The following is a 17,599-nucleotide window of genomic DNA, read 5'->3' as shown; positions in this document are numbered from 1 at the left end:
GAGCCCCTCCCCCTTGCGGGGAGGGTTGAGGTGGGGGTGTCGGCGCTTCAGGCCGGTGTGGCGGAAGGCCCCCTCCACCGCTTCGCGGTCCCCCTCCCCCTCTCAAGGGGGAGCTGTCGCGAAGCGACTGAGGGGGTTTCTAGTGAGGTTCAGGCGGGCTGGAGGTCGGCGACCAGGGTCTCGAAGGCCCAGTCCAGCCAGGGCGTGACGGCCTCCAGGTCGGAGGTCTCGATCGTCGCGCCGCACCAGATGCGCAGGCCCGGAGGGGCGTCGCGGTAGCCGCCGATGTCGAGGGCCACGCCCTCCTTCTCCAGCGCCGAGGCCAGCTTCTTGGCGAAGTCGGCCTGGGCGTCGTCGGCGAGACCGGTGACGCGCGGGTCGGCCACCTTCAGGCAGACGGAGGTGTTGGAGCGGATCTGCGGGTCGGCGGCCAGGAACTCGACCCAGTCGCGCCGGGCGACCCAGTCGGCCAGGACGGCGAGGTTGGCGTCGGCCCGGCGCTTCATCTCGGCCAGGCCGCCGATGCGCTCGGCCCATTTCAGGGCGTCGAGGGCGTCCTCCACGCAGAGCATGGAGGGCGTGTTGATGGTCGCGCCCTCGAAGATCTCGAGATTGACCTTGCCGCCCTTGGTCATGCGGAAGAGCTTGGGCATCGGCCAGGCCGGGGCGTAGCTCTCCAGCCGGGCGACGGCGCGGGGCGACAGGATGAGGACGCCGTGCGCGGCCTCGCCGCCCAGGGCCTTCTGCCAGGAGAAGGTGACCACATCGAGCTTGGCCCAGGGCAGGTCCTGCGCAAAGGCGGCGCTGGTGGCGTCGCAGATGGTGACGCCCTCGCGGTCGTCGGCGATGAAGTCGCCGTTCGGCACGCGCACGCCCGAGGTGGTGCCGTTCCAGGTGAAGACCAGGTCGGCGTCCTTGCGGACCTTGGTCAGGTCCGGCAGTTCGCCATAGGGGGCCGACAGGACCTCGGCCTCGATCTTCAGCTGCTTGGTCACGTCGGTGACCCAGTCCTTGCCGAAGCTCTCGAAGGCCAGCAGCTGGACGGGGCGCGGGCCCAGCATCGACCACATGGCCATTTCCACCGCGCCGGTGTCGGAGCCGGGGACGATGCCGATCAGGAAGTCGTCGGGGACCTGCAGCACCTGGCGGGTGCGGTCGATGGCTTCCTTCAGCCGCGCCTTGCCCAGCTTGGAGCGGTGCGAGCGGCCGAGGACGGCGTTGGTGAGAATTTCGGGGGTCCATCCGGGGCGCTTGGCGCACGGGCCGGACGAAAACTCAGGGCGCGCCGGGCGGATGGCCGGCTTGGCGGTCGTGGTGGTCACTGCGATGTCTCCCATCCTTGCAGATGGGCAGCGCCCCGTTGGGAGGGCGTGGCCCGCGGCGCAAGAACGCCCATTTGCGCGGCAGTTCAAGCGAATTCTGCCGAAGGCGCGGTCAGCCGTGCGGGAGTGTGGCTATTCCGCCGCCTGCGCCGCCAAGGCCCGCCGGCGGCGGCTGGAGGCGAGCGTGCCCGCCGTCAGGCAGGCCAGGATGCCGAAGAAATCGATGTTGTTGATCACCACATAGGTGGCGTCGTGGGCCCGGTGGGTCACGAAATAGTAGGCCTGCAACGAGAACTGGACGGCCTGAAAGATCATCGCGCCCCCGAGCCACAGGCTCGTATAGCGAACAGCGATCAGCAGGAAGCCGACGGCGGCCAGCCCTTCGGTGAGCAGTCTCGCAATGAGCAAGCCACGCTCAGAAAGGAGGACGTCGCCGATGACGCTGACCACGGCGACTGTGACGATGACCGCCGCACCCAGGCGCTCAGGCATGCTGCCGCGCGCGTAAGCGAATGCGCTCACCGCGATCAAAAGGGTCCAGAGCGATGCCCACGCAATAAGGTATGCGGAGTCCGAAGTCATCGTTGCGCCTCTAACGGGAATTAGAGGCGCAACGAAGTTAAACTATTGCAATCAGCCGACGTCGCGCATCGCCGGGGCCGAACGGACCGGCTCCTGCGGCTTGTCGGGGCCGAAGAGCTTGGTGCGGATGCCGAGGCGGAGCTTGGCTTCGTTCAGTTCGCCGTGCACGCCGACCATGGCGGTGCGGGCTTCGCCGAGGGCCTTGATGGCCTCGACCAGCTTGGCGGCGGCCTCGTCGCCGAACACCGTCGACACGCCCACGTCCTTACGGGCCTTGAGCATCTCGGTCATCAGTTCGGTGGCTTCGACCATCGCTGCGTCCACCGCTTCTTCGGTGGCGAACAGCTTGTTGGCGACTCGCTGGGCGACAAACGCCTTTTCCATGGCAGGGACCCTCTGCTGCGTTAACGGAACGCTAACGAAGGTAAACGAAAAGTTAAGCTTCGCACCGCCGTGCAACTGCGACAAGTTCACGCACAAGTAGAACTCGCCCAAGAGGCGAACGCAGAAGCGAATGATTAGGACTATTCGCGTAGCACGGGCGTCCGACACCTCTTCGGACGGCTGATGGACGACCTGCGGGATTCCCACGGCGCACGGCACCAGGCGACCTTCCATGCGAAGGTCGCCGGGGTCGCGCTCGTCACCACGGTGGCCGTCCTGCTCGCCGCCTGCGCGACCTTCATGCTGCAGCAGTGGGCCGTCGCCCGCGAACAGGCGCGGGGCTCGGCCCAGGCCATGGTGGAGATGACCGCCGAAATGGCCGCGCCCGCCCTCCGGCGAGGCGATCTGGCCGCCGCCAACATCGCCGTGGAATCCCTCGGCCGCGCGCCCGGCGTCCTGTCCGTGCGCCTGGAGGACGCCCAGGGGCGCGCCGTGGCCACCTATGGCGAGCCCGCCGCCCCCGAGGTCGCCGCCCTGCCCGCCAGCGCCAACCTGGTCTGGAACGGCCATCGCATCGGCGAACTGACCGTCGAGACGACGGCGCCGGCGCTCGGCGCCATGCTGCCCCAGTTCCTCGCCCTGACCGGCGCCCTGTTCTTCGGGGGCGTGGGGGTGGCCCTCTTCCTGTCGCGGAGCCTGGCCCACCAGATCATCGCCCCGGTCCAGGCCCTGTCGGAGACCATGCGCCGCATCGCCGCCAGCGGCGAGTTCAAGCCCGCGCCGGCCGGCGGACGCGACGATCTGTTCGGCAGCCTCGCCGGCAGCTTCAACGACCTGCTGGCCCAGCTCGAGCGCCGGGAAGGCGAGCTCAAGCGCACCCTGGACGAGCTCGTCACCGCCCGCGACGCCGCCGATCAGGCCAATGTGCTGAAGTCGCAGTTCCTGGCCAATATGAGCCACGAGATCCGCACGCCGCTGAACGGGGTGCTGGCCATGGCCGACGTCATGGCGATGGACAAGCTGTCGGCCCGGCAGCGCAGCCGCCTGGAGGTGATCCGCCAGTCCGGGGGCCTGCTGCTCACCGTCATCAACGACGTGCTCGACATCTCCAAGATCGAAGCCGGCAAGCTCAGCCTGGCCGAGGACGATTTCGACCTGGAGGCGGTCGCCGAAGGGGCGCGGGCCTCCTACGCCGTCCTCGCCGCAGCGCGGGGCCTCGACTTCTCGGTCAGCGTCGAGGAGCGCGCCCGCGGCGTCTGGCGCGGCGACGCCGACCGGCTCCGCCAGATCCTGGGCAATCTGCTCTCCAACGCGGTCAAGTTCACCCTGACCGGCTCGGTCCACGCCCGCTTCGCCGTCGACGCGGACGGGGCCCTGGTGCTGACGGTGGCCGACACCGGCGTCGGCGTCGCCGCCGACAAGCTTCCGCAGCTGTTCGACAAGTTCACCCAGGCCGACTCCACCGCCACCCGCCGGTTCGGCGGCACGGGTCTTGGCCTGGCGATCTGCCGCGAGCTGGCGGTGATGATGGGCGGCGACATCGCCGTGGAGAGCCGCGAGGGCCTGGGCTCCACCTTCCGCGTGCGCCTGCCCCTGGCCCGCGGGGCCGCGCCGCGGGGATCGGCCGCCGACGCCCCCGCTCCGGCGGCCGATGGCGACGGGCGGCCGATGCGCCTGCTCGCCGCCGAGGACAATCCGACGAACCAGCAGGTGCTGGCCGCGGTCATGGCTTCTCTGGGCGTCGAGGTGGAGATCGTCGCCGACGGGGCCGCCGCCGTGGAGGCTTGGGAGCGCGGCGACTACGACCTGATCCTGATGGACATTCAGATGCCGGTCATGGACGGCATCACCGCCGCGCGCGAGATCCGCCGCCGCGAAGCCGCCGTCGGCCGGGGCGCGACGCCGATCGTGGCGCTGACGGCCAATGCGCTCAGCCATCAGGTGGCCGAATACCTGGCCGCCGGCATGGACGATCACGTGGCCAAGCCCATCGAGATCGCCAAGCTCTACGAGACCATCTGCACGGTCATGGCCCGCCGCGAGGCTGGCCCGCCGGCCGCGGCCCGCGCCTCCTGACCCCTCGGCGAAGCTGAACCGAAGACAACGGCCGGCTCAGGCGCGCGTCAGCGGCCGCCTGCTTTCCTTCCCCTCGAGCCGCCGGTCCCGGCGGACCTGACTGGAAGGAGTTTTCCGATGAAGTCCCTGCTGATCGCCCTTTCCGCCGGCGCCGCCCTGGCCGCGGGCCTCGCCACGACCGCCGCCGCCGCGCCGGGCCACGGCTACGACTACGGCTACGGCCATCCCGCCCCGGCCTACGGGCCGCAGCGGCCGGGCCCCGCCGCCCCGGCCTGGGTGTCGGTCGGCCAGCGCCAGGCCAACCTTCAGCAGCGGATCGAGTTCGGCCTGCGCACCGGCGCCCTGACCCGCAGCGAGGCCTATCGTCTGCGCGCCGAGCTGCAGTCGATCGAGCGGCTCGAACGGCGCTACCGCGCCGGCGGCCTCAACCGCTGGGAAATGGCCGATCTCGACCAGCGCATGGACGGGCTCAGCCGGCGCATCTTCGTCCAGAACCGCGACGACGACCGCCGCTACGGCCACGGCTATGGCTACGGCCACCGTCGCTAAGGTCTCCAGCGGCTCTCCTCCTCAGGCGAGAGGGAGGGCCGCGAGACCGCCTGGCGCCGCGCCGCAGGCGCAGGATAGGCGAACCACAATGCGCGCGAAGAGCACGAAGACGCCGGCGCCCTCCTGGTGTTCTTCGTGCTCTTGGCGGTTGTTTCGACCGGCCTCCGGCCGGGTTTAAAGCCGCAGGCGGCTCTCCATCACGGTCACCGCGCGGCCGCGCAGCACCACCCGGTCGCCGGCCCGTTCGCAGTCCAGGTCGCCGCCGCGGCCGGGATAGGCCTGGTGGAAGGCCAGGCGCGAACGGCCCAGCTTCTGCTCGAAGATCGGCGAGAGCATGCAGTGCAGCGAACCGGTGGCCGGATCCTCGGGGATTCCGGAGCCGGGGGCGAAGAAGCGGCTGACCACCGCATGGGGCGCGCCCGCCGGCGCCACGGCGCTGACCGCCACATTGCCCCGCCCTTGCGTCGCGGCGCTGGAGATCGCCTTCAGGGCCGCAAGGTCCGGCGTCACCGCCCGGACCGCCGCCTCGTCCTTCAGGATGGCGACCAGGAACGGCCCGGCCCAGACCTCCTCCGGCGCGACGCCCAGCGCCTCGGCGAGCCCGGCCGGCGTCTCGACGGGACGAACCTCGGCGCAGGGGAAATCCATGGCGTAGGCCTCGCCTTCCCGCGCCACGACGAGCGGGCCGGACAGGGTGTCGAAGGTCACTTCCGGCGCCGAAAGCCCCAGCTCGGCGATGAGCATGTGGGCCGAGGCCAGGGTGGCGTGGCCGCACAGCGGAACCTCCAGCGCCGGCGTGAACCAGCGCAGGCCGAAGCGGGACGGGTCCTCGGTCCGGCGCAGGAAGGCCGTTTCGGCCTGGTTGTTCTCGGCCGCCAGGGCCTGCATCCAGGCGTCCTCCGGCCAGGCGTCGACGGGTTCGAGCACACAGGCGGGATTGCCGCGGAACGGGGCCGAGGCGAAGGCGTCGATGGTCCACTGGCGCATGGCGGGCTCCTTCGGACAGAGGCGTGCGGAAGCGATGCGGGCGGCGAACCTATGCCCGCTTCAGACGCATTTACAGCACAGCTTTTCTGAACGCAGCTTCAGTCGAGGATGACCAGTTCCGGCCAGCGCGCCTTGGCCGCCTCGGCCGTGCGGCGGAAGCCGGCGGTCCGGCGCGTCGGATTGGGGCGCAGGCGCAGGGCGAACAGGTCCTCCAGCCCGAAGGGCGCGAAGATGGAGATCTCGCCGTCCGCCTCCAGGCGCGCGCCCACGGCGAACATGGTGGCGGTGAAGCGCGACAGGGCCTCGGCGCTGCCGGACAGAGGGGCGTAGGCCTCGCCGAACCTGTCTTCGAACCACAGGTGGACCCGGGCCTGGTTGCGCACCTCCACCATCTCGTCGAGCGGCGGGGGAAAGGCCGCCGCCACCCGTCGGATCACCACGTCCTCGGCCTCGTAGCTGAGATCGGCGGCGTCGAAATAGGCGAGGTCGTAGTCCTTCAGCCCGTAGTCGGGATCACGGCCGCTCAGGTGGTTGAGGGCCTTCTGGTAGATGGCGCCGGAGAAGATCATCCAGTCCGGCAGGCCAAGGTCGCGCGCCGTCTCCATCACCCCCATCAGGCTCGGCGCCTGGCGCAGGATGTCCGCCAGCCGGCGCTCCAGTCCGGCCCCGCTCAAGGCCGCAGGCTCCAGTTGTGGCCCAGCGGGCCGTGGCCGCCGCCCAGCCCCGGCGCATGGGCCATGGCCTCCTGCACATAGGCCCAGGCCTGGGCCGCCGCCTCGGTGAGGCTCAGGCCCTGAGCCAGGCCCGCCGCGCAGGCCGAGGCGAGGGTGCAGCCGGTGCCGTGGGTGTGCCGCGTCGCCTGCCGTTCGGCCTCGAAGGCCGTCTCGCCCTGCGGCGTCATCAGCAGGTCGACCACCCGCTCGCCCGGGACGTGGCCGCCCTTCATCAGCACCGCCCGGGCGCCCAGGGCCAGCAGGGCCTCGCCCGCCCGGCGCTGGCCGTCGGCGTCGGCCACCGGCAGGCCGGTCAGCACCTCGGCTTCCGGTGCATTGGGGGTCAGCAGGGCCGCACGGGGAACCATCAGCCGGCGCACGGCCTCCACCGCCGCGTCGGGCAGCAGGGCCGCGCCTCCCTTGGCCACCATGACCGGGTCGACCACTGCCGGCAGGTCCGCCGCCTCGTCGAGGATCTGCGCCACCGCCTCCACCATGGCTGCGTCGCCCAGCATGCCGGTCTTGAGCGCGTCGGCGCCGATGTCCGACAGCACGGCGCGCGCCTGGGCCTGGACGATGTCGACGGGGACGGGGTGGACGCCGGTGACGCCCAGGGTGTTCTGCACGGTCACCGCCGTGATCGCGGTGGCCGCATAGCCGCCCAGCATGGTCACGGACTTGATGTCGGCCTGGATCCCGGCGCCGCCGCCGGAATCGGAGCCGGCCAGGATCAGGACGCGGCCCTGGGATGCGGAGGTCGAGCTCATCGCCGCCTTCTTCCATATCCGAAGGGCCATGGCGAGCCGTCGGCGCGGCTTGCCCACAGGGCGCGCTCAAGCCAGGGTTCGCGGCATGGAAAGTTCTCGCCCGCGCCTCAAGGTCGCCCTCGTCACCGGCGCCGGCTCCGGCATCGGCCGGGCCTGCGCCCTTGCGCTCCACGCGGCCGGGTTCTCGGTCGTCCTCGCCGGCCGGCGGCGCGAGCCGCTGGAGGCCGCGGCGGCGGCCCTGCCGGCGGAGGAGGTCCTGGTCCATCCGGCGGACGTGAGCGACGAGGCCCAGGTGGCGGCCCTGTTCGCCGCGGTCAGGGCGCGCTTCGGCCGGCTGGATCTGCTGTTCAACAACGCCGGGACCGGCGCGCCGCCCGTCCCGCTCGAGGAGCTGTCGGCCAAGGCCTGGCGGCGGGTGGTCGAGGTGAACCTGACCGGCGCCTTCCTCTGCACCCAGGCCGCCTTCCGCCTGATGAAGGACCAGGATCCCCGCGGCGGGCGGATCATCAACAACGGCTCCATCTCGGCCCATTCGCCGAGGCCGCGCTCGGCCGCCTACACCGCCAGCAAGCACGCCATCACCGGCCTGACCAAGTCGACCAGCCTGGACGGCCGCGCCTACGACATCGCCTGCGGGCAGATCGACATCGGCAACGCCGCCACCGAGATGACGGCGGCCATGGCCGGCGGCGTCCCGCAGGCCGACGGCGCGCTGAAGCCCGAGCCGGTGATGGACGTGGCGCGGGTGGCCGAGGCGGTGGTCTTCATGGCCGGCCTGCCGCTCGAGGCCAATGTCCAGTTCATGACCGTGATGGCGACCAAGATGCCCTTCGTGGGCCGGGGCTAGCGGAGCGGCCTAGCGGGCCGCGGCGACAGCCGCCCAGACTTTCAGGGCCTGCAGGGTCTGGCCCACGTCGTGGACGCGCACCGCGGCGACGCCCGCCGCCGCGCCGGCCAGGGCGGCGGCGATGGAGCCGGGCGCCCGCGCCCGGGGATCCTGCGCCGCCGGCTCCAGGGCGGCGATGAAGCGCTTGCGGCTCGCCCCCAGCAGGACCGGAAAGCCCAGGGCGCAGACGGCGTCGAGGCGGGCCAGCAGGGCGAGGTTGTGGTCCAGCGTCTTGCCGAAGCCGATGCCCGGATCGAGCCAGATCCTCTCCCGCGCCACCCCGGCGGCCAGGGCGGCCTCGGCGCGTTCGGCGAGGAAGGCGCAGACCTCGGCCACCACGTCGTCGTAGCGGGGGGCGGCCTGCATGGTCGCCGGCTCCCCCTGCATGTGCATCAGCACCACTTCGCAGCCGAGTTCGGCGGCCAGACGGGCCGAGTCGGAGGCGTGGCGCAGGGCGGTGACGTCGTTCCAGATCGTCGCCCCGGCGGCCACGGCCGCGCGGGCGACCTGGGGCTTCATGGTGTCGATGGAGATGGGAACGGCGCTCTGCGCCCGGACGGCGGAGATGACCGGCAGGACGCGGGCGATCTCGGCCTCCGCGTCGACGGGCTGCGCGCCGGGCCGGGTGGATTCGCCGCCGATGTCGAGGATCTCGGCGCCATCGGCCAGCAGCCGCAGGGCGCCTTCCACGGCCGCCGCCGGGCCGGCGTGCCGTCCGCCGTCGGAGAAGCTGTCGGGGGTGACGTTCAGGACGCCCATGACGCGGGGCCGCGGAGGAGCGGGCGGCGGCGTCGGGCCGGCTTGTGCGCCCAAGACCTTATCCTTCAACGCTTTGCGGCGCCGAATCTATCGGCGCCGGGGGGCTTCTCGCCGGAGTGCGCAATTCGGGCGCCGAAGACCCGTCACACATGGCTATTAGGTTGTATGGAGGCGAAAGGGGCAAGTCGCTTGGGGGGATACAAGCGCCATGATCATCGACCCGATCCGCTATCTCAGACGCCGCCGCCGGCTTGTGCAGGAGGCGGAGGAGGAGGCGGCGTATCTGCGCCGGCGCTTCGGCCCGGACGCTCATCAGGCGGCGCTGGAAAAGCTCCAGCGCGCCGACCTCACCAGCTGGGGCAAGCGCGTGGTCTCCGAGGCCGCCCGGCGGCTGGAGGGAGCCTGAGGTCCAGGCCCCCTCCGCACGTCGCGTCGGCCTGAAAGATCAGGCCGGTTCGGCGCCCGGCTGGGGCGAGATCGGCACCGCCACGGCGGGGCCCAGGCTGCGCGGCTGGTCAGGCTCGTCGCGCTTGGGCGGCACGCCCTTCAGCACATTGACGATCTCCTCGCCGCTGAGCGTCTCGTACTCCAGCAGGGCCTTGGCCAGCTTGTGCAGGTCCTCGGCCTTCTCGGTCAGGATGCGATGGGCCTCGTCCCAGCCGGCCTGGACCAGGCGCTTGATCTCGGCGTCGATGATCCGCGAGGTCTCTTCCGAGACGTTCTGCGACCGCGCCACCGAGTGACCGAGGAAGACCTCGTCCTGGTTCTCGCCATAGGCCACGACGCCGAGCTGGTCGGAGAAGCCCCACTTGGTCACCATGGCCCGGGCCAGGCGCGTGGCCTGGTCGATGTCGGACGAGGCGCCGGAGGTGATCTTCTCCTTGCCGAAGATGATCTCCTCGGCCACCCGGCCGCCCATCATGATGGCCAGGCGCGAGGTCATCTGCTCGTAGGTCATGGACAGCTGGTCCCGTTCGGGCAGCTGCATGACCATGCCGAGCGCGCGGCCGCGGGGGATGATCGTCGCCTTGTGCACCGGATCGGTGGCCGGGACGCTCAGCGCCACCAGGGCGTGGCCGCCCTCGTGATAGGCGGTCAGGCGCTTCTCGTCCTCGGACATGGCCATGGACCGGCGCTCGGCGCCCATCATCACCTTGTCCTTGGCGTCTTCGAAGTCGCGCTGGGTGACCATGCGCCGGTTCTTCCGCGCGGCCATCAGGGCCGCCTCGTTGACCAGGTTGGCGAGATCGGCGCCGGAGAAGCCGGGCGTGCCGCGGGCGATGGTCTTGACGTCCACGTCGGCGGCTAGCGGCACGTTCTTCATGTGGACGCGCAGGATGCGCTCGCGGCCGTTGATGTCCGGATTGGGCACCACGACCTGGCGGTCGAAACGGCCGGGGCGCAGCAGGGCCGGGTCCAGCACGTCGGGACGGTTGGTGGAGGCGATGACGATGATGGCGTCGTTGGGATCGAAGCCGTCCATCTCCACCAGCAGCTGGTTCAGGGTCTGCTCGCGCTCGTCATTGCCGCCGCCGAGCCCTGCGCCGCGGTGGCGGCCGACGGCGTCGATCTCGTCGATGAAGATGATGCAGGGCGCGTTCTTCTTGGCCTGCTCGAACATGTCGCGCACGCGGCTGGCGCCGACGCCGACGAACATCTCCACGAAGTCCGAGCCCGAGATGTAGAAGAAGGGCACGCCCGCCTCGCCGGCCACGGCGCGGCCGAGCAGGGTCTTGCCCGTGCCGGGCGGGCCGACCATCAGGGCGCCCTTGGGGATCTTGCCGCCCAGGCGCTGGAACTTCTGCGGGTCCTTCAGGAAGTCGACGATCTCCGTCAGCTCCTCCTTGGCCTCGTCCACGCCGGCCACGTCGTCGAAGGTGACGCGGTTCTTGTTCTCGGTCAGCATGCGGGCCTTGGACTTGCCGAAGCCCATGGCCCCGCGCGCGCCCCCCTGCATCTGGCGCATGAAGAAGATCCACACCCCGATCAGCAGGAGGATGGGCAGGGCCTGGATCAGCACGCCCACGAGGGTGATGCCGCCGGCGGGCTTGACCGAGATATCGGCGCCCTGGGCCTCCAGCCGGTTGACCAGCTCGTCCTGATTGTTCGGCGTCACGGCGGTGTAGGACTTGCCGTCGGCGTCGCGCACCTCGACCATGGGGCCGCGGATGATCGCCGATTCCACCTGGCCGGAGTCGATGCGCGAAAGCAGCTGCGAGTAGGTGATCTCGCGCGCGCCGGCGGCCTGACCGCCGCCGCTCATCATGCTGTAGAGGCCGATCAGGACGACGACGATGACGCCCCAGATGGCCAGATTGCGCAGGTTCATGATGCTTCTTGATCCGTCTCGGGAAATTTCGGGTCTGGCCCCTAAGATAGGATGGCCTTTCCGGTTTCACCAGCAAGGGCGGCGCCAGAGCGACGGAGCGCCGCGCCCGGCGGCGCAAGGGAAAGCTTGGCCTTGAGGCGGCTCGGCCTCGCGCCGGCCGAAAAAGACGAAGGCCGCGCAGGCATGTCTGCGCGGCCTTGGCCGATCGGGTCGTGCGGTCGCCGCGGAAGGGCGGCGACGAAAGCCTTAGCGGGCGCGCTTGGGCCCGGCGATCAGGCCTTCGCGCTGGGCGCGCTTGCGGGCCAGCTTGCGGGCGCGGCGGACAGCCTCGGCCTTTTGACGGGCGCGCTTTTCCGACGGCTTTTCATAGTGCACGTGCCGCTTCATTTCGCGGAACGAGCCCTCGCGCTGCATCTTCTTCTTCAGCGCCTTGAGGGCCTGATCGACGTTGTTGTCGCGGACGAAAATCTGAACCAGGGGACTCTCTCCTGCCTTCCAGCCACTGCGCCGGCCAGCGCTTGGCGGCGGCGTTAGATCCAAAACCGATTAGCCCCGAAAGCAGCCGCCTTCGGAGCCGAGGGGCGCTCAGATAACAGATGGCGAAGCCGATGTCCACGCAAGACGGGCGGCCTTCGGCGGGCTAGACTTGCGCCCATGAGCGACGCCGACACCCCAACGGGTCCGCAGGGCGAGGACGCCGACGCCTGGGCCCGCGAGACCGAAGACCAGATCCTCTCCGCCGCCATTCCCCTGGCCGCGGCCGAAGGCTGGACCCGCCGCCTCGCCCGCCGGGCGGGGGCCGAGGCGGGCCTGTCCCCGGCCGAGACGGACCTGCTGCTGCCCAACGGGCCGGCCGATCTCGCCGCCCTGCTCTCGCGCCGCCACGACGCGCGGGCCATGACCCTGCTGGCGGGCCTCGATCCGACCTCCCTGAAGATCCGCGAGCGCATCCGCGCCGCCGTCGAGGCGCGGCTGGACGCCGCCGCCCTGGACGAGACCGCCACCCGCCGCTGCGCCGGCTTCCTCAGCCTGCCGCCCAACCTGCCGCTGGCCGGGCGCCTGGCCTGGGAGAGCGCCGACCGGCTCTGGCGCTGGGCCGGCGACACCGCCACCGACGAGAACCACTATTCGAAGCGGGCGATCCTGTCGGGCATCCTGACCGGCGCCCTGGCCATCCGGCTCTCGTCGGGCCGCGGCGCCTCGATGGAGTTCGTCGACCGCCGCATCGCCAATGTCATGACCTTCGAAAAGTGGAAGGCGACGACGAGGCTCCGCCCTTCGCTGGCCCTGAAGAGCGTGGCCGAGACCCTGGGCCGGCTGCGCTACGGGCCGGCGGCATGAGCCTGGCCGAGACCGAGGTCCTGTTCGTCAGCGGCGAGGACGACGCGATCGCTCCTGTCCGCCTGGAGCACCGGATGGACGAGGTGATGGTCGGGGGCGAGCCCGACCAGGCCTGCAACTACCTGGCCTACCGCTTCGAGCGCGACGGCGCGGCGCTCGCCGTGCGGGTCTATATGGACGAGGCCGACCGCGCCCTGCTCTCCCCGCCCGAGCCCGGCGGGGCGATGGCGGAGCCGACGCCCGCCGCCGAGCGCCTGCGCCAGGACGTCCTCTGCTATCTCGCCCGCCGCTTCCGGCTGATCGAGGAGTTGGGGGAGGCGGGCTACGAGCCCGTCTGGATCGCCAGCGAGGCCTGGCGCAGCCTGCTGGCCGCCACCGCCCGCCACTGAACGGATCGGATCAGACCCGGATATCCAGGAGCGAACCCGGCCGCAGGATGCGGGTCGGCGGCTCGGCCGGGGTCTCGGCCCGGACGGTCTGGACGCGCACGGTCTCGCGCGCCGGCTCCGGCGGCGCGGCGGCCTTGGCCGGCGCCTGAGCCTGGCCCATGGCCGCCTGGAAGAAGGCGCGCTGGGCGGCGGTCCGCGCCGCGCCCCCCGGGGCGGGCGTCGGGTGCGGCGGCGGCGTCTGCGGGCGGATGGGGTTCAAGGCGCGACTCTGGCGAAAGCGGGCGAAATGAGCGGTTTTCGCCCCAGAAGTGGCGCCCAGCCCCTGAATTTATGGTTAACGAGGTCTGAAGGCGGCTCAGCTGTTGGGAGCGCGCGGACCGGGCGGGTCCGCGTCGGCTGTCTCGGCGCCGACCGCTGATCCCTCTGTCTCCCCGGCGGCCTGCGCCGCCTCCTCTTGCACGCCGTCAGGCGTCGGCTTGGGCGGCGGGTCCGGCGGGGTCTTGCCCAGTTCGCGCGTCGCCGCCTCCAGCCGCTCCAGCGCGTAGTTGATTCCGCAGTTCAGGTGGTAGGGCGTGAGGAAGGTCGTGATGGAATTGGACGACCAGGTGTCGAACACGCCGGTCTCGATGTCGGCGTAGAGCTGACGCCGGCGCTCCTGCCGGCCATTCTTCACGGCCGTGTAGATGAGCTGGTAGTCGTTGCCCGCGAGCACGGTGTCCTTCAGCGAGGTCCGCGTGCCCTGGGCGAAGGTCGAGCCCGCCGAAAGCGCGTCCTTGGTCTGCTTGGGCGAAGCCAGGCCCGACAGGGTGCTGAAGAGCAGGGCGGCGATGGACAGTCCGCCGTCCCAGCGGTTCTCCTCCACGCTGGCCCCGACCAGGTAATTCTCGCAACTCGCATCGGACTGGGCGATCAGGCTGTGGGCCAGTTCGCGCCGCGCTTCCTTCGGCGCGCCGTCCGCGTCCACACGGGCGGCCAGGGCCGCGTCCGGAACCAGAGGCGGGCCGTTCAGCCGCTCGCCTCGGTCGTGGACGGGATAGGATTTAGGTCTTGGGTTTGCATCCGCAGCCTGGGCCGCGCATGCGCCCAGGCCGATCGCAGCCACCAGGCCCGCGCCAAGCCGATACCTCATGAGATCCCCGCCTCGACCTATGATTGAGATGCGGAGAGTTAGCGGCCTATGGTTTTCCGTCAAGTCCGAAGAACGGCGTTCTTCTACAGCCTCTGGAACATCACCAGGGCGTCCACCTCGCCATGGACCGGATGGTCGAAGGCGCCGGGCAGGCGGCCGACGATCTCGAAGCCCAGGCCCCGCCACAGGCGCACGGCGCGCTCATTGGTCGAGACCACGAAGTTGAACTGCATGGCGCGGAAGCCGCGGGCCCGGGCGTGGTCCAGCGCATGGGCGCACATGGCCCGCGCCACCCCGCGGCCGGCGGCGGCGCTCGCGGTCATGAAGCCGCAATTGGCCACATGCGCCCCGCCCCCCGGCTGGTTGGCGCGCAGATAGTAGGTGCCCAGGATCTCGCCGCCGCTTTCGGCCACGAAGGTCTCCCGGTCGGCCCCCAGCCAGTAGGCGATCGCCGCCTCGCGCGGCAGGTCGCGCGGCAGGGCGTAGGTCTCGCCCGCCCGGATGGTCGGCTCCAGGATCGCCCACACCGCATCGGCGTCGGCGGGCGTGGCGGGTCGGAGGGAAAGGTCGGGGCTCATCGCCTGCGGAGCTAAGGCGCCGGACGCCCGTCCGCCAGCCCCTCGCCCCTGCGGCCCGCTCTTTATCCGTGAGGATTGGCGAAGATCTCCTCCACCGCCAGGCCAAAGAGGGCGGCGATGCGGAAGGCGAGGTCGAGGGAGGGGTCGTGCTTCTCGGTCTCCAGCGCATTGACCGCCTGGCGCGACACGCCCAGCCGTTCGCCCAGCTGGCCTTGCGTCCACCCCCGTTCGGCGCGCAGCTCGCGCAGTCGGTTGCGCAAGGCCCCTAGACCCGGCTCGTGCGGACGAAGGGCGAGACCGCCCCATAGATCGCCCAGAAGAGGGGGAAGACCAGCCAGCCCGGCGCGTGCGGGGCGTTCGCATAGCTCTCGCCGAACCCCCAGGCGCTGAAGAGGGCGATGGCGCCGCCCGCCGCCAGGATGAAGCGCTTGGCCTCCACCGCGCGGACGAACTCGTCGCTGTCGCGCATCAGGGCGAGCAGCGCCCAGAGCTGCCCCGCCACCGGCGCGGCCACCGCGAGCGCCAGCACCCAGGCCGCCGTGGGCCCGATGTCGTCGAAGGCCCCGAAGATGGCGGCGATGTTCACCGCCACATAGCCGCCCCCGAAGGCGGCGATCCGGCGCACGTACCGGCGTTGACTGGCGTCCATGGGGTCCTCCGCAATGTCAGGTGAACCTGACATGGAGGGCGTGTCAGGTCAACCTGACAACTAGCTCCGCGCCAGTGCTCTTCGAGGCTGTTCGCCGAGCCTCGCGGCTAAATCCGGGAGCGGAGGCCAACTTAGGTCTGATGCAAGCTGAAAGACAAAGCCGCCGTGCGCGTCGATCTCAGCCACGGTTTCTCTGATTGCTGAGATAGTTTCAGTGACAACGGACCGGCCGGCCCATGAAAGCGGTTGCTTGGCCTGCGCCCGGTACACCCGTGGCGTCTGATCAACACGCCAGAGTTCACCCTCCGATGACCTCAACCACATGCTGTGGACGTAACGATTTCGACGAGGACGCAGGGTCTGGTCAATATAGTCGACTTCATCATGGATTAGCTCCGCCCAACCGCTCGGAAGTTCACGTGCGACTGCCCCTAAACGAATTGCACTAATCTGCGCCCGAAAGTCGAAGGCTTGGATCATCGCATTCGAGACATCGTCGTTAGGTGCTTGGAGAAGCGCGCCACACAGATTCACGATCTCCAACTCAAGACGCGCCCACGTGTTGCAGAGCCGGCCAACCCACTGAGCACACTCAACCAACAGCGGCTCGTCAAACTCAGGGTTGAACATGTCGGTCATAGCTGGCCTATCGCTTGCTAACGGCTGACCGCCTCCGCCCCTACTCCGCCTTCGCCAGCAACGCCTCCGCATCCTCCAGCGTCAGCGGCCCCGTGTGCTTGGCGAGGATCACGCCGTCCGCGCCCACGAGGTAGGTTTCCGGCACGCCGGTGACGCCGAACTCGATGCCGGCGGCGCCGTCGCGGTCGACGAGGCGGGCGGCGAAGGGGTCGCCCAGGCGCGTCAGGAAGGCCTGCGTCTGGGGCGGGGCGTCCTTGTAGGCGATCCCGACGATCCTCACGCCGCGGTCCTTGAGCGCCATCAGCGTCGGGTGCTCCACCTCGCAGGGCGCGCACCAGGAGGCGAAGAAGTTGACCAGCGCGACCTCGCCGCCCAGCGCCTCGCGCACCGGCGTGGGCGCGCCTTCGGCCAGGGTCGGCAGGGTGACTGCGGGCACGGGCCGGCCCACCAGGGCGTCGGGCTGGACCTGCGGATTGCGGTTCAGGGAATAGAGGCCGAAGAGCAGGCCCATGGCCACCAGGGCGACCAGCGGCAGGAGGGCGAGCCAGCGGCTCATGCGTCCTTCTCCCGCGCCGCCTCGCGCTCGGCGGCCTCGGCCGCCTCACTTTTTTCGGTGATCTGGCGCAGGGCCTCGGTCCGGCGGCGCCAGTGGCGGGCGTGGTTCAGCGAGCTTCCCACCATCAGGGCGAAGACCAGCGCGGTGATCGCGAAGGACGGCCAGACGAAGGCCGCATAGGCGCCGGCGTCGAGATCGAGCATCGCGTCAGGCCCTCGCGGCGCGGAGCGCCAGCGCCTCGGCCCGGCGGCGCCAGACCTCGCCCCGGATGCGGACGAGCCAGAGGGAGCCGAAGGCGGCCATATAGGCCAGGCCCATGAGCAGCAGGGGCCAGAGGAAGACCGGCGCCACCGTCGGCCCGTCGGCGCGGAAGACCGAGGCGCCCTGGTGCAGGCTGTTCCACCAGTCCACCGAGAACTTGACGATCGGCAGGTTGACCAGGCCGACCAGCGCCAGAATGGCGCCGGCGCGGGCCGCCTTGGCCTCGTCGTCCATGGCCGCGCGCAGGGCGATATAGGCCACATAGAAGAGGAAGAGGACGAGCACCGAGGTCATGCGCGCGTCCCACACCCACCAGGCCCCCCACATGGGCCGGCCCCAGAGCGAGCCGGTGGCCAGGGCCAGCAGGGTGAAGCCCGCCCCCAGCGGCGCGGCCGCCTGGGCCGCGGCGTCGGCCAGGGCATGGCGGAAGACCAGCGCCAGGAAGCTCGCGCCGCCCAGGCAGGCGTAGCAGAAGAGGCTCATCCAGGCGGCCGGCACATGGATGAACATGATCCGCACCGTGTCGCCCTGCTGGTAGTCCTCCGGCGCGGCGAAGCCGAGATAGAGGCCGGCGAGCGCCAGCGCGGCCGCGATCGCGCCGAACATGGGCGCGGCCCAGCGCGAAAAGGCCATGAACCGCTCGGGATTGGACAGGAAGGCCGGGGCCGGGATCATGGGGCCGCAATTAGCCCGGCCGCGCCCG

General features: G+C 70.7%; 24 protein-coding genes. 6 read left to right on the top strand and 18 right to left on the bottom strand.

All coding sequences use genetic code 11. From position 1 onward, the window contains the following. Positions 1-149: 149 nt before the first annotated feature. The 3 genes from H2041_RS17635 to H2041_RS17625 all read right to left on the bottom strand — a co-directional run bounded on the left by H2041_RS17635 (position 150) and on the right by H2041_RS17625 (position 2,288). On the bottom strand, positions 150-1,322 hold the full coding sequence (locus H2041_RS17635) for a phosphoserine transaminase (protein ID WP_293414961.1): 1,173 nt from the start codon (positions 1,320-1,322) through the stop codon (positions 150-152). A gap of 132 nt (positions 1,323-1,454) precedes the next feature. Beyond that, positions 1,455-1,904, bottom strand: coding sequence for a hypothetical protein (locus tag H2041_RS17630; RefSeq protein WP_293414959.1), 450 nt, complete (start codon positions 1,902-1,904; stop codon positions 1,455-1,457). 51 nt (positions 1,905-1,955) lie between these two features. Then, complete coding sequence (locus H2041_RS17625) at positions 1,956-2,288, bottom strand: hypothetical protein (RefSeq protein WP_293414957.1); 333 nt, start codon at positions 2,286-2,288, stop codon at positions 1,956-1,958. 183 nt (positions 2,289-2,471) lie between these two features. Here H2041_RS17625 and H2041_RS17620 point away from each other — a divergent pair, with 183 nt between their 5' ends. Both H2041_RS17620 and H2041_RS17615 read left to right on the top strand, forming a co-directional pair. Then, a complete protein-coding gene (locus tag H2041_RS17620; protein ID WP_293414955.1) occupies positions 2,472-4,364 on the top strand; it encodes an ATP-binding protein in 1,893 nt (630 codons plus the stop codon). A gap of 117 nt (positions 4,365-4,481) precedes the next feature. After that, on the top strand, positions 4,482-4,913 hold the full coding sequence (locus tag H2041_RS17615; RefSeq protein ID WP_293414953.1) for a hypothetical protein: 432 nt from the start codon (positions 4,482-4,484) through the stop codon (positions 4,911-4,913). A 174-nt stretch (positions 4,914-5,087) separates the two neighbouring features. On the opposite strand, the gene H2041_RS17610 is transcribed toward H2041_RS17615, so the two are convergent. From H2041_RS17610 to thiD, 3 genes are all read right to left on the bottom strand, one after another. Then, a complete protein-coding gene (locus H2041_RS17610) occupies positions 5,088-5,900 on the bottom strand; it encodes a PhzF family phenazine biosynthesis protein (protein WP_293414951.1) in 813 nt (270 codons plus the stop codon). 98 nt (positions 5,901-5,998) lie between these two features. Then, entirely contained in the window at positions 5,999-6,514 is a 516-nt protein-coding gene (locus H2041_RS17605; RefSeq protein WP_293414995.1) for a nucleotidyltransferase family protein, read from the bottom strand. Positions 6,515-6,570: 56 nt separating this feature from the next. Then, positions 6,571-7,380, bottom strand: coding sequence for a bifunctional hydroxymethylpyrimidine kinase/phosphomethylpyrimidine kinase (thiD, locus tag H2041_RS17600; protein WP_293414949.1), 810 nt, complete (start codon positions 7,378-7,380; stop codon positions 6,571-6,573). 85 nt (positions 7,381-7,465) lie between these two features. On the opposite strand from thiD, the gene H2041_RS17595 reads away from it, so the two are divergent. Next, complete coding sequence (locus H2041_RS17595) at positions 7,466-8,227, top strand: SDR family oxidoreductase (RefSeq protein WP_293414947.1); 762 nt, start codon at positions 7,466-7,468, stop codon at positions 8,225-8,227. A gap of 9 nt (positions 8,228-8,236) precedes the next feature. Here the strand turns inward: H2041_RS17595 and folP are convergent, their stop codons facing one another. Beyond that, positions 8,237-9,025 (bottom strand): dihydropteroate synthase, encoded by a 789-nt coding sequence (folP, locus tag H2041_RS17590; protein WP_293414993.1) that lies wholly within the window; start codon positions 9,023-9,025, stop codon positions 8,237-8,239. A gap of 208 nt (positions 9,026-9,233) precedes the next feature. Between folP and H2041_RS17585 the strand changes: the two genes are divergently transcribed. After that, complete coding sequence (locus H2041_RS17585) at positions 9,234-9,431, top strand: hypothetical protein (protein ID WP_293414945.1); 198 nt, start codon at positions 9,234-9,236, stop codon at positions 9,429-9,431. Positions 9,432-9,470: 39 nt separating this feature from the next. On the opposite strand, the gene ftsH is transcribed toward H2041_RS17585, so the two are convergent. Then, on the bottom strand, positions 9,471-11,354 hold the full coding sequence (ftsH, locus tag H2041_RS17580) for an ATP-dependent zinc metalloprotease FtsH (protein ID WP_293414943.1): 1,884 nt from the start codon (positions 11,352-11,354) through the stop codon (positions 9,471-9,473). Between the two features lie 246 nt (positions 11,355-11,600). Further along, positions 11,601-11,831 carry a 30S ribosomal protein S21 gene (rpsU, locus tag H2041_RS17575; RefSeq protein WP_293414991.1) on the bottom strand — a complete coding sequence of 77 codons (231 nt, stop codon included), beginning with the start codon at positions 11,829-11,831 and terminating at the stop codon, positions 11,601-11,603. A 177-nt stretch (positions 11,832-12,008) separates the two neighbouring features. Here rpsU and H2041_RS17570 point away from each other — a divergent pair, with 177 nt between their 5' ends. Together H2041_RS17570 and H2041_RS17565 are read left to right on the top strand one after the other, a co-directional pair. Next, complete coding sequence (locus tag H2041_RS17570) at positions 12,009-12,695, top strand: COQ9 family protein (protein WP_293414941.1); 687 nt, start codon at positions 12,009-12,011, stop codon at positions 12,693-12,695. Beyond that, a complete protein-coding gene (locus H2041_RS17565) occupies positions 12,692-13,084 on the top strand; it encodes a hypothetical protein (RefSeq protein WP_293414940.1) in 393 nt (130 codons plus the stop codon). Before H2041_RS17570 ends, H2041_RS17565 begins: the two co-directional genes overlap by 4 nt. Positions 13,085-13,094: 10 nt before the next feature. Here H2041_RS17565 and H2041_RS17560 read toward each other — a convergent pair whose 3' ends face one another. The 9 genes from H2041_RS17560 to ccmC all read right to left on the bottom strand — a co-directional run bounded on the left by H2041_RS17560 (position 13,095) and on the right by ccmC (position 17,571). Continuing rightward, positions 13,095-13,343: a hypothetical protein gene (locus tag H2041_RS17560; RefSeq protein WP_293414939.1), complete on the bottom strand. Its 249-nt coding sequence runs from the start codon at positions 13,341-13,343 to the stop codon at positions 13,095-13,097. 96 nt (positions 13,344-13,439) lie between these two features. Next, positions 13,440-14,213 carry a hypothetical protein gene (locus H2041_RS17555; protein ID WP_293414937.1) on the bottom strand — a complete coding sequence of 258 codons (774 nt, stop codon included), beginning with the start codon at positions 14,211-14,213 and terminating at the stop codon, positions 13,440-13,442. Positions 14,214-14,296: 83 nt separating this feature from the next. Further along, a complete protein-coding gene (locus H2041_RS17550) occupies positions 14,297-14,791 on the bottom strand; it encodes a GNAT family N-acetyltransferase (protein WP_293414935.1) in 495 nt (164 codons plus the stop codon). 62 nt (positions 14,792-14,853) lie between these two features. Next, positions 14,854-15,051, bottom strand: coding sequence for a helix-turn-helix transcriptional regulator (locus H2041_RS17545; RefSeq protein WP_293414933.1), 198 nt, complete (start codon positions 15,049-15,051; stop codon positions 14,854-14,856). 5 nt (positions 15,052-15,056) lie between these two features. Further along, the gene (locus H2041_RS17540; RefSeq protein ID WP_293414931.1) at positions 15,057-15,440 is read right to left on the bottom strand and encodes a hypothetical protein; all 384 of its coding nucleotides are present in this window, start codon (positions 15,438-15,440) and stop codon (positions 15,057-15,059) included. 60 nt (positions 15,441-15,500) lie between these two features. Continuing rightward, on the bottom strand, positions 15,501-16,079 hold the full coding sequence (locus tag H2041_RS17535) for a hypothetical protein (RefSeq protein ID WP_293414929.1): 579 nt from the start codon (positions 16,077-16,079) through the stop codon (positions 15,501-15,503). Positions 16,080-16,119: 40 nt separating this feature from the next. Further along, positions 16,120-16,635, bottom strand: coding sequence for a DsbE family thiol:disulfide interchange protein (locus H2041_RS17530; protein ID WP_293414927.1), 516 nt, complete (start codon positions 16,633-16,635; stop codon positions 16,120-16,122). Then, entirely contained in the window at positions 16,632-16,838 is a 207-nt protein-coding gene (gene ccmD, locus H2041_RS17525) for a heme exporter protein CcmD (RefSeq protein ID WP_293414925.1), read from the bottom strand. Before ccmD ends, H2041_RS17530 begins: the two co-directional genes overlap by 4 nt. 4 nt (positions 16,839-16,842) lie before the next feature. Next, positions 16,843-17,571, bottom strand: a complete 729-nt coding sequence (ccmC, locus tag H2041_RS17520) for a heme ABC transporter permease CcmC (protein WP_293414923.1) — start codon at positions 17,569-17,571, stop codon at positions 16,843-16,845. Between the last annotated feature and the right edge of the window lie 28 nt (positions 17,572-17,599).

Source organism: Phenylobacterium sp. (assembly GCF_013911965.1).
GTDB lineage: Bacteria > Pseudomonadota > Alphaproteobacteria > Caulobacterales > Caulobacteraceae > Phenylobacterium.
Note: the sequence above shows the minus strand (reverse complement) of the source record. Positions and strands in the feature narration are given on the sequence as shown.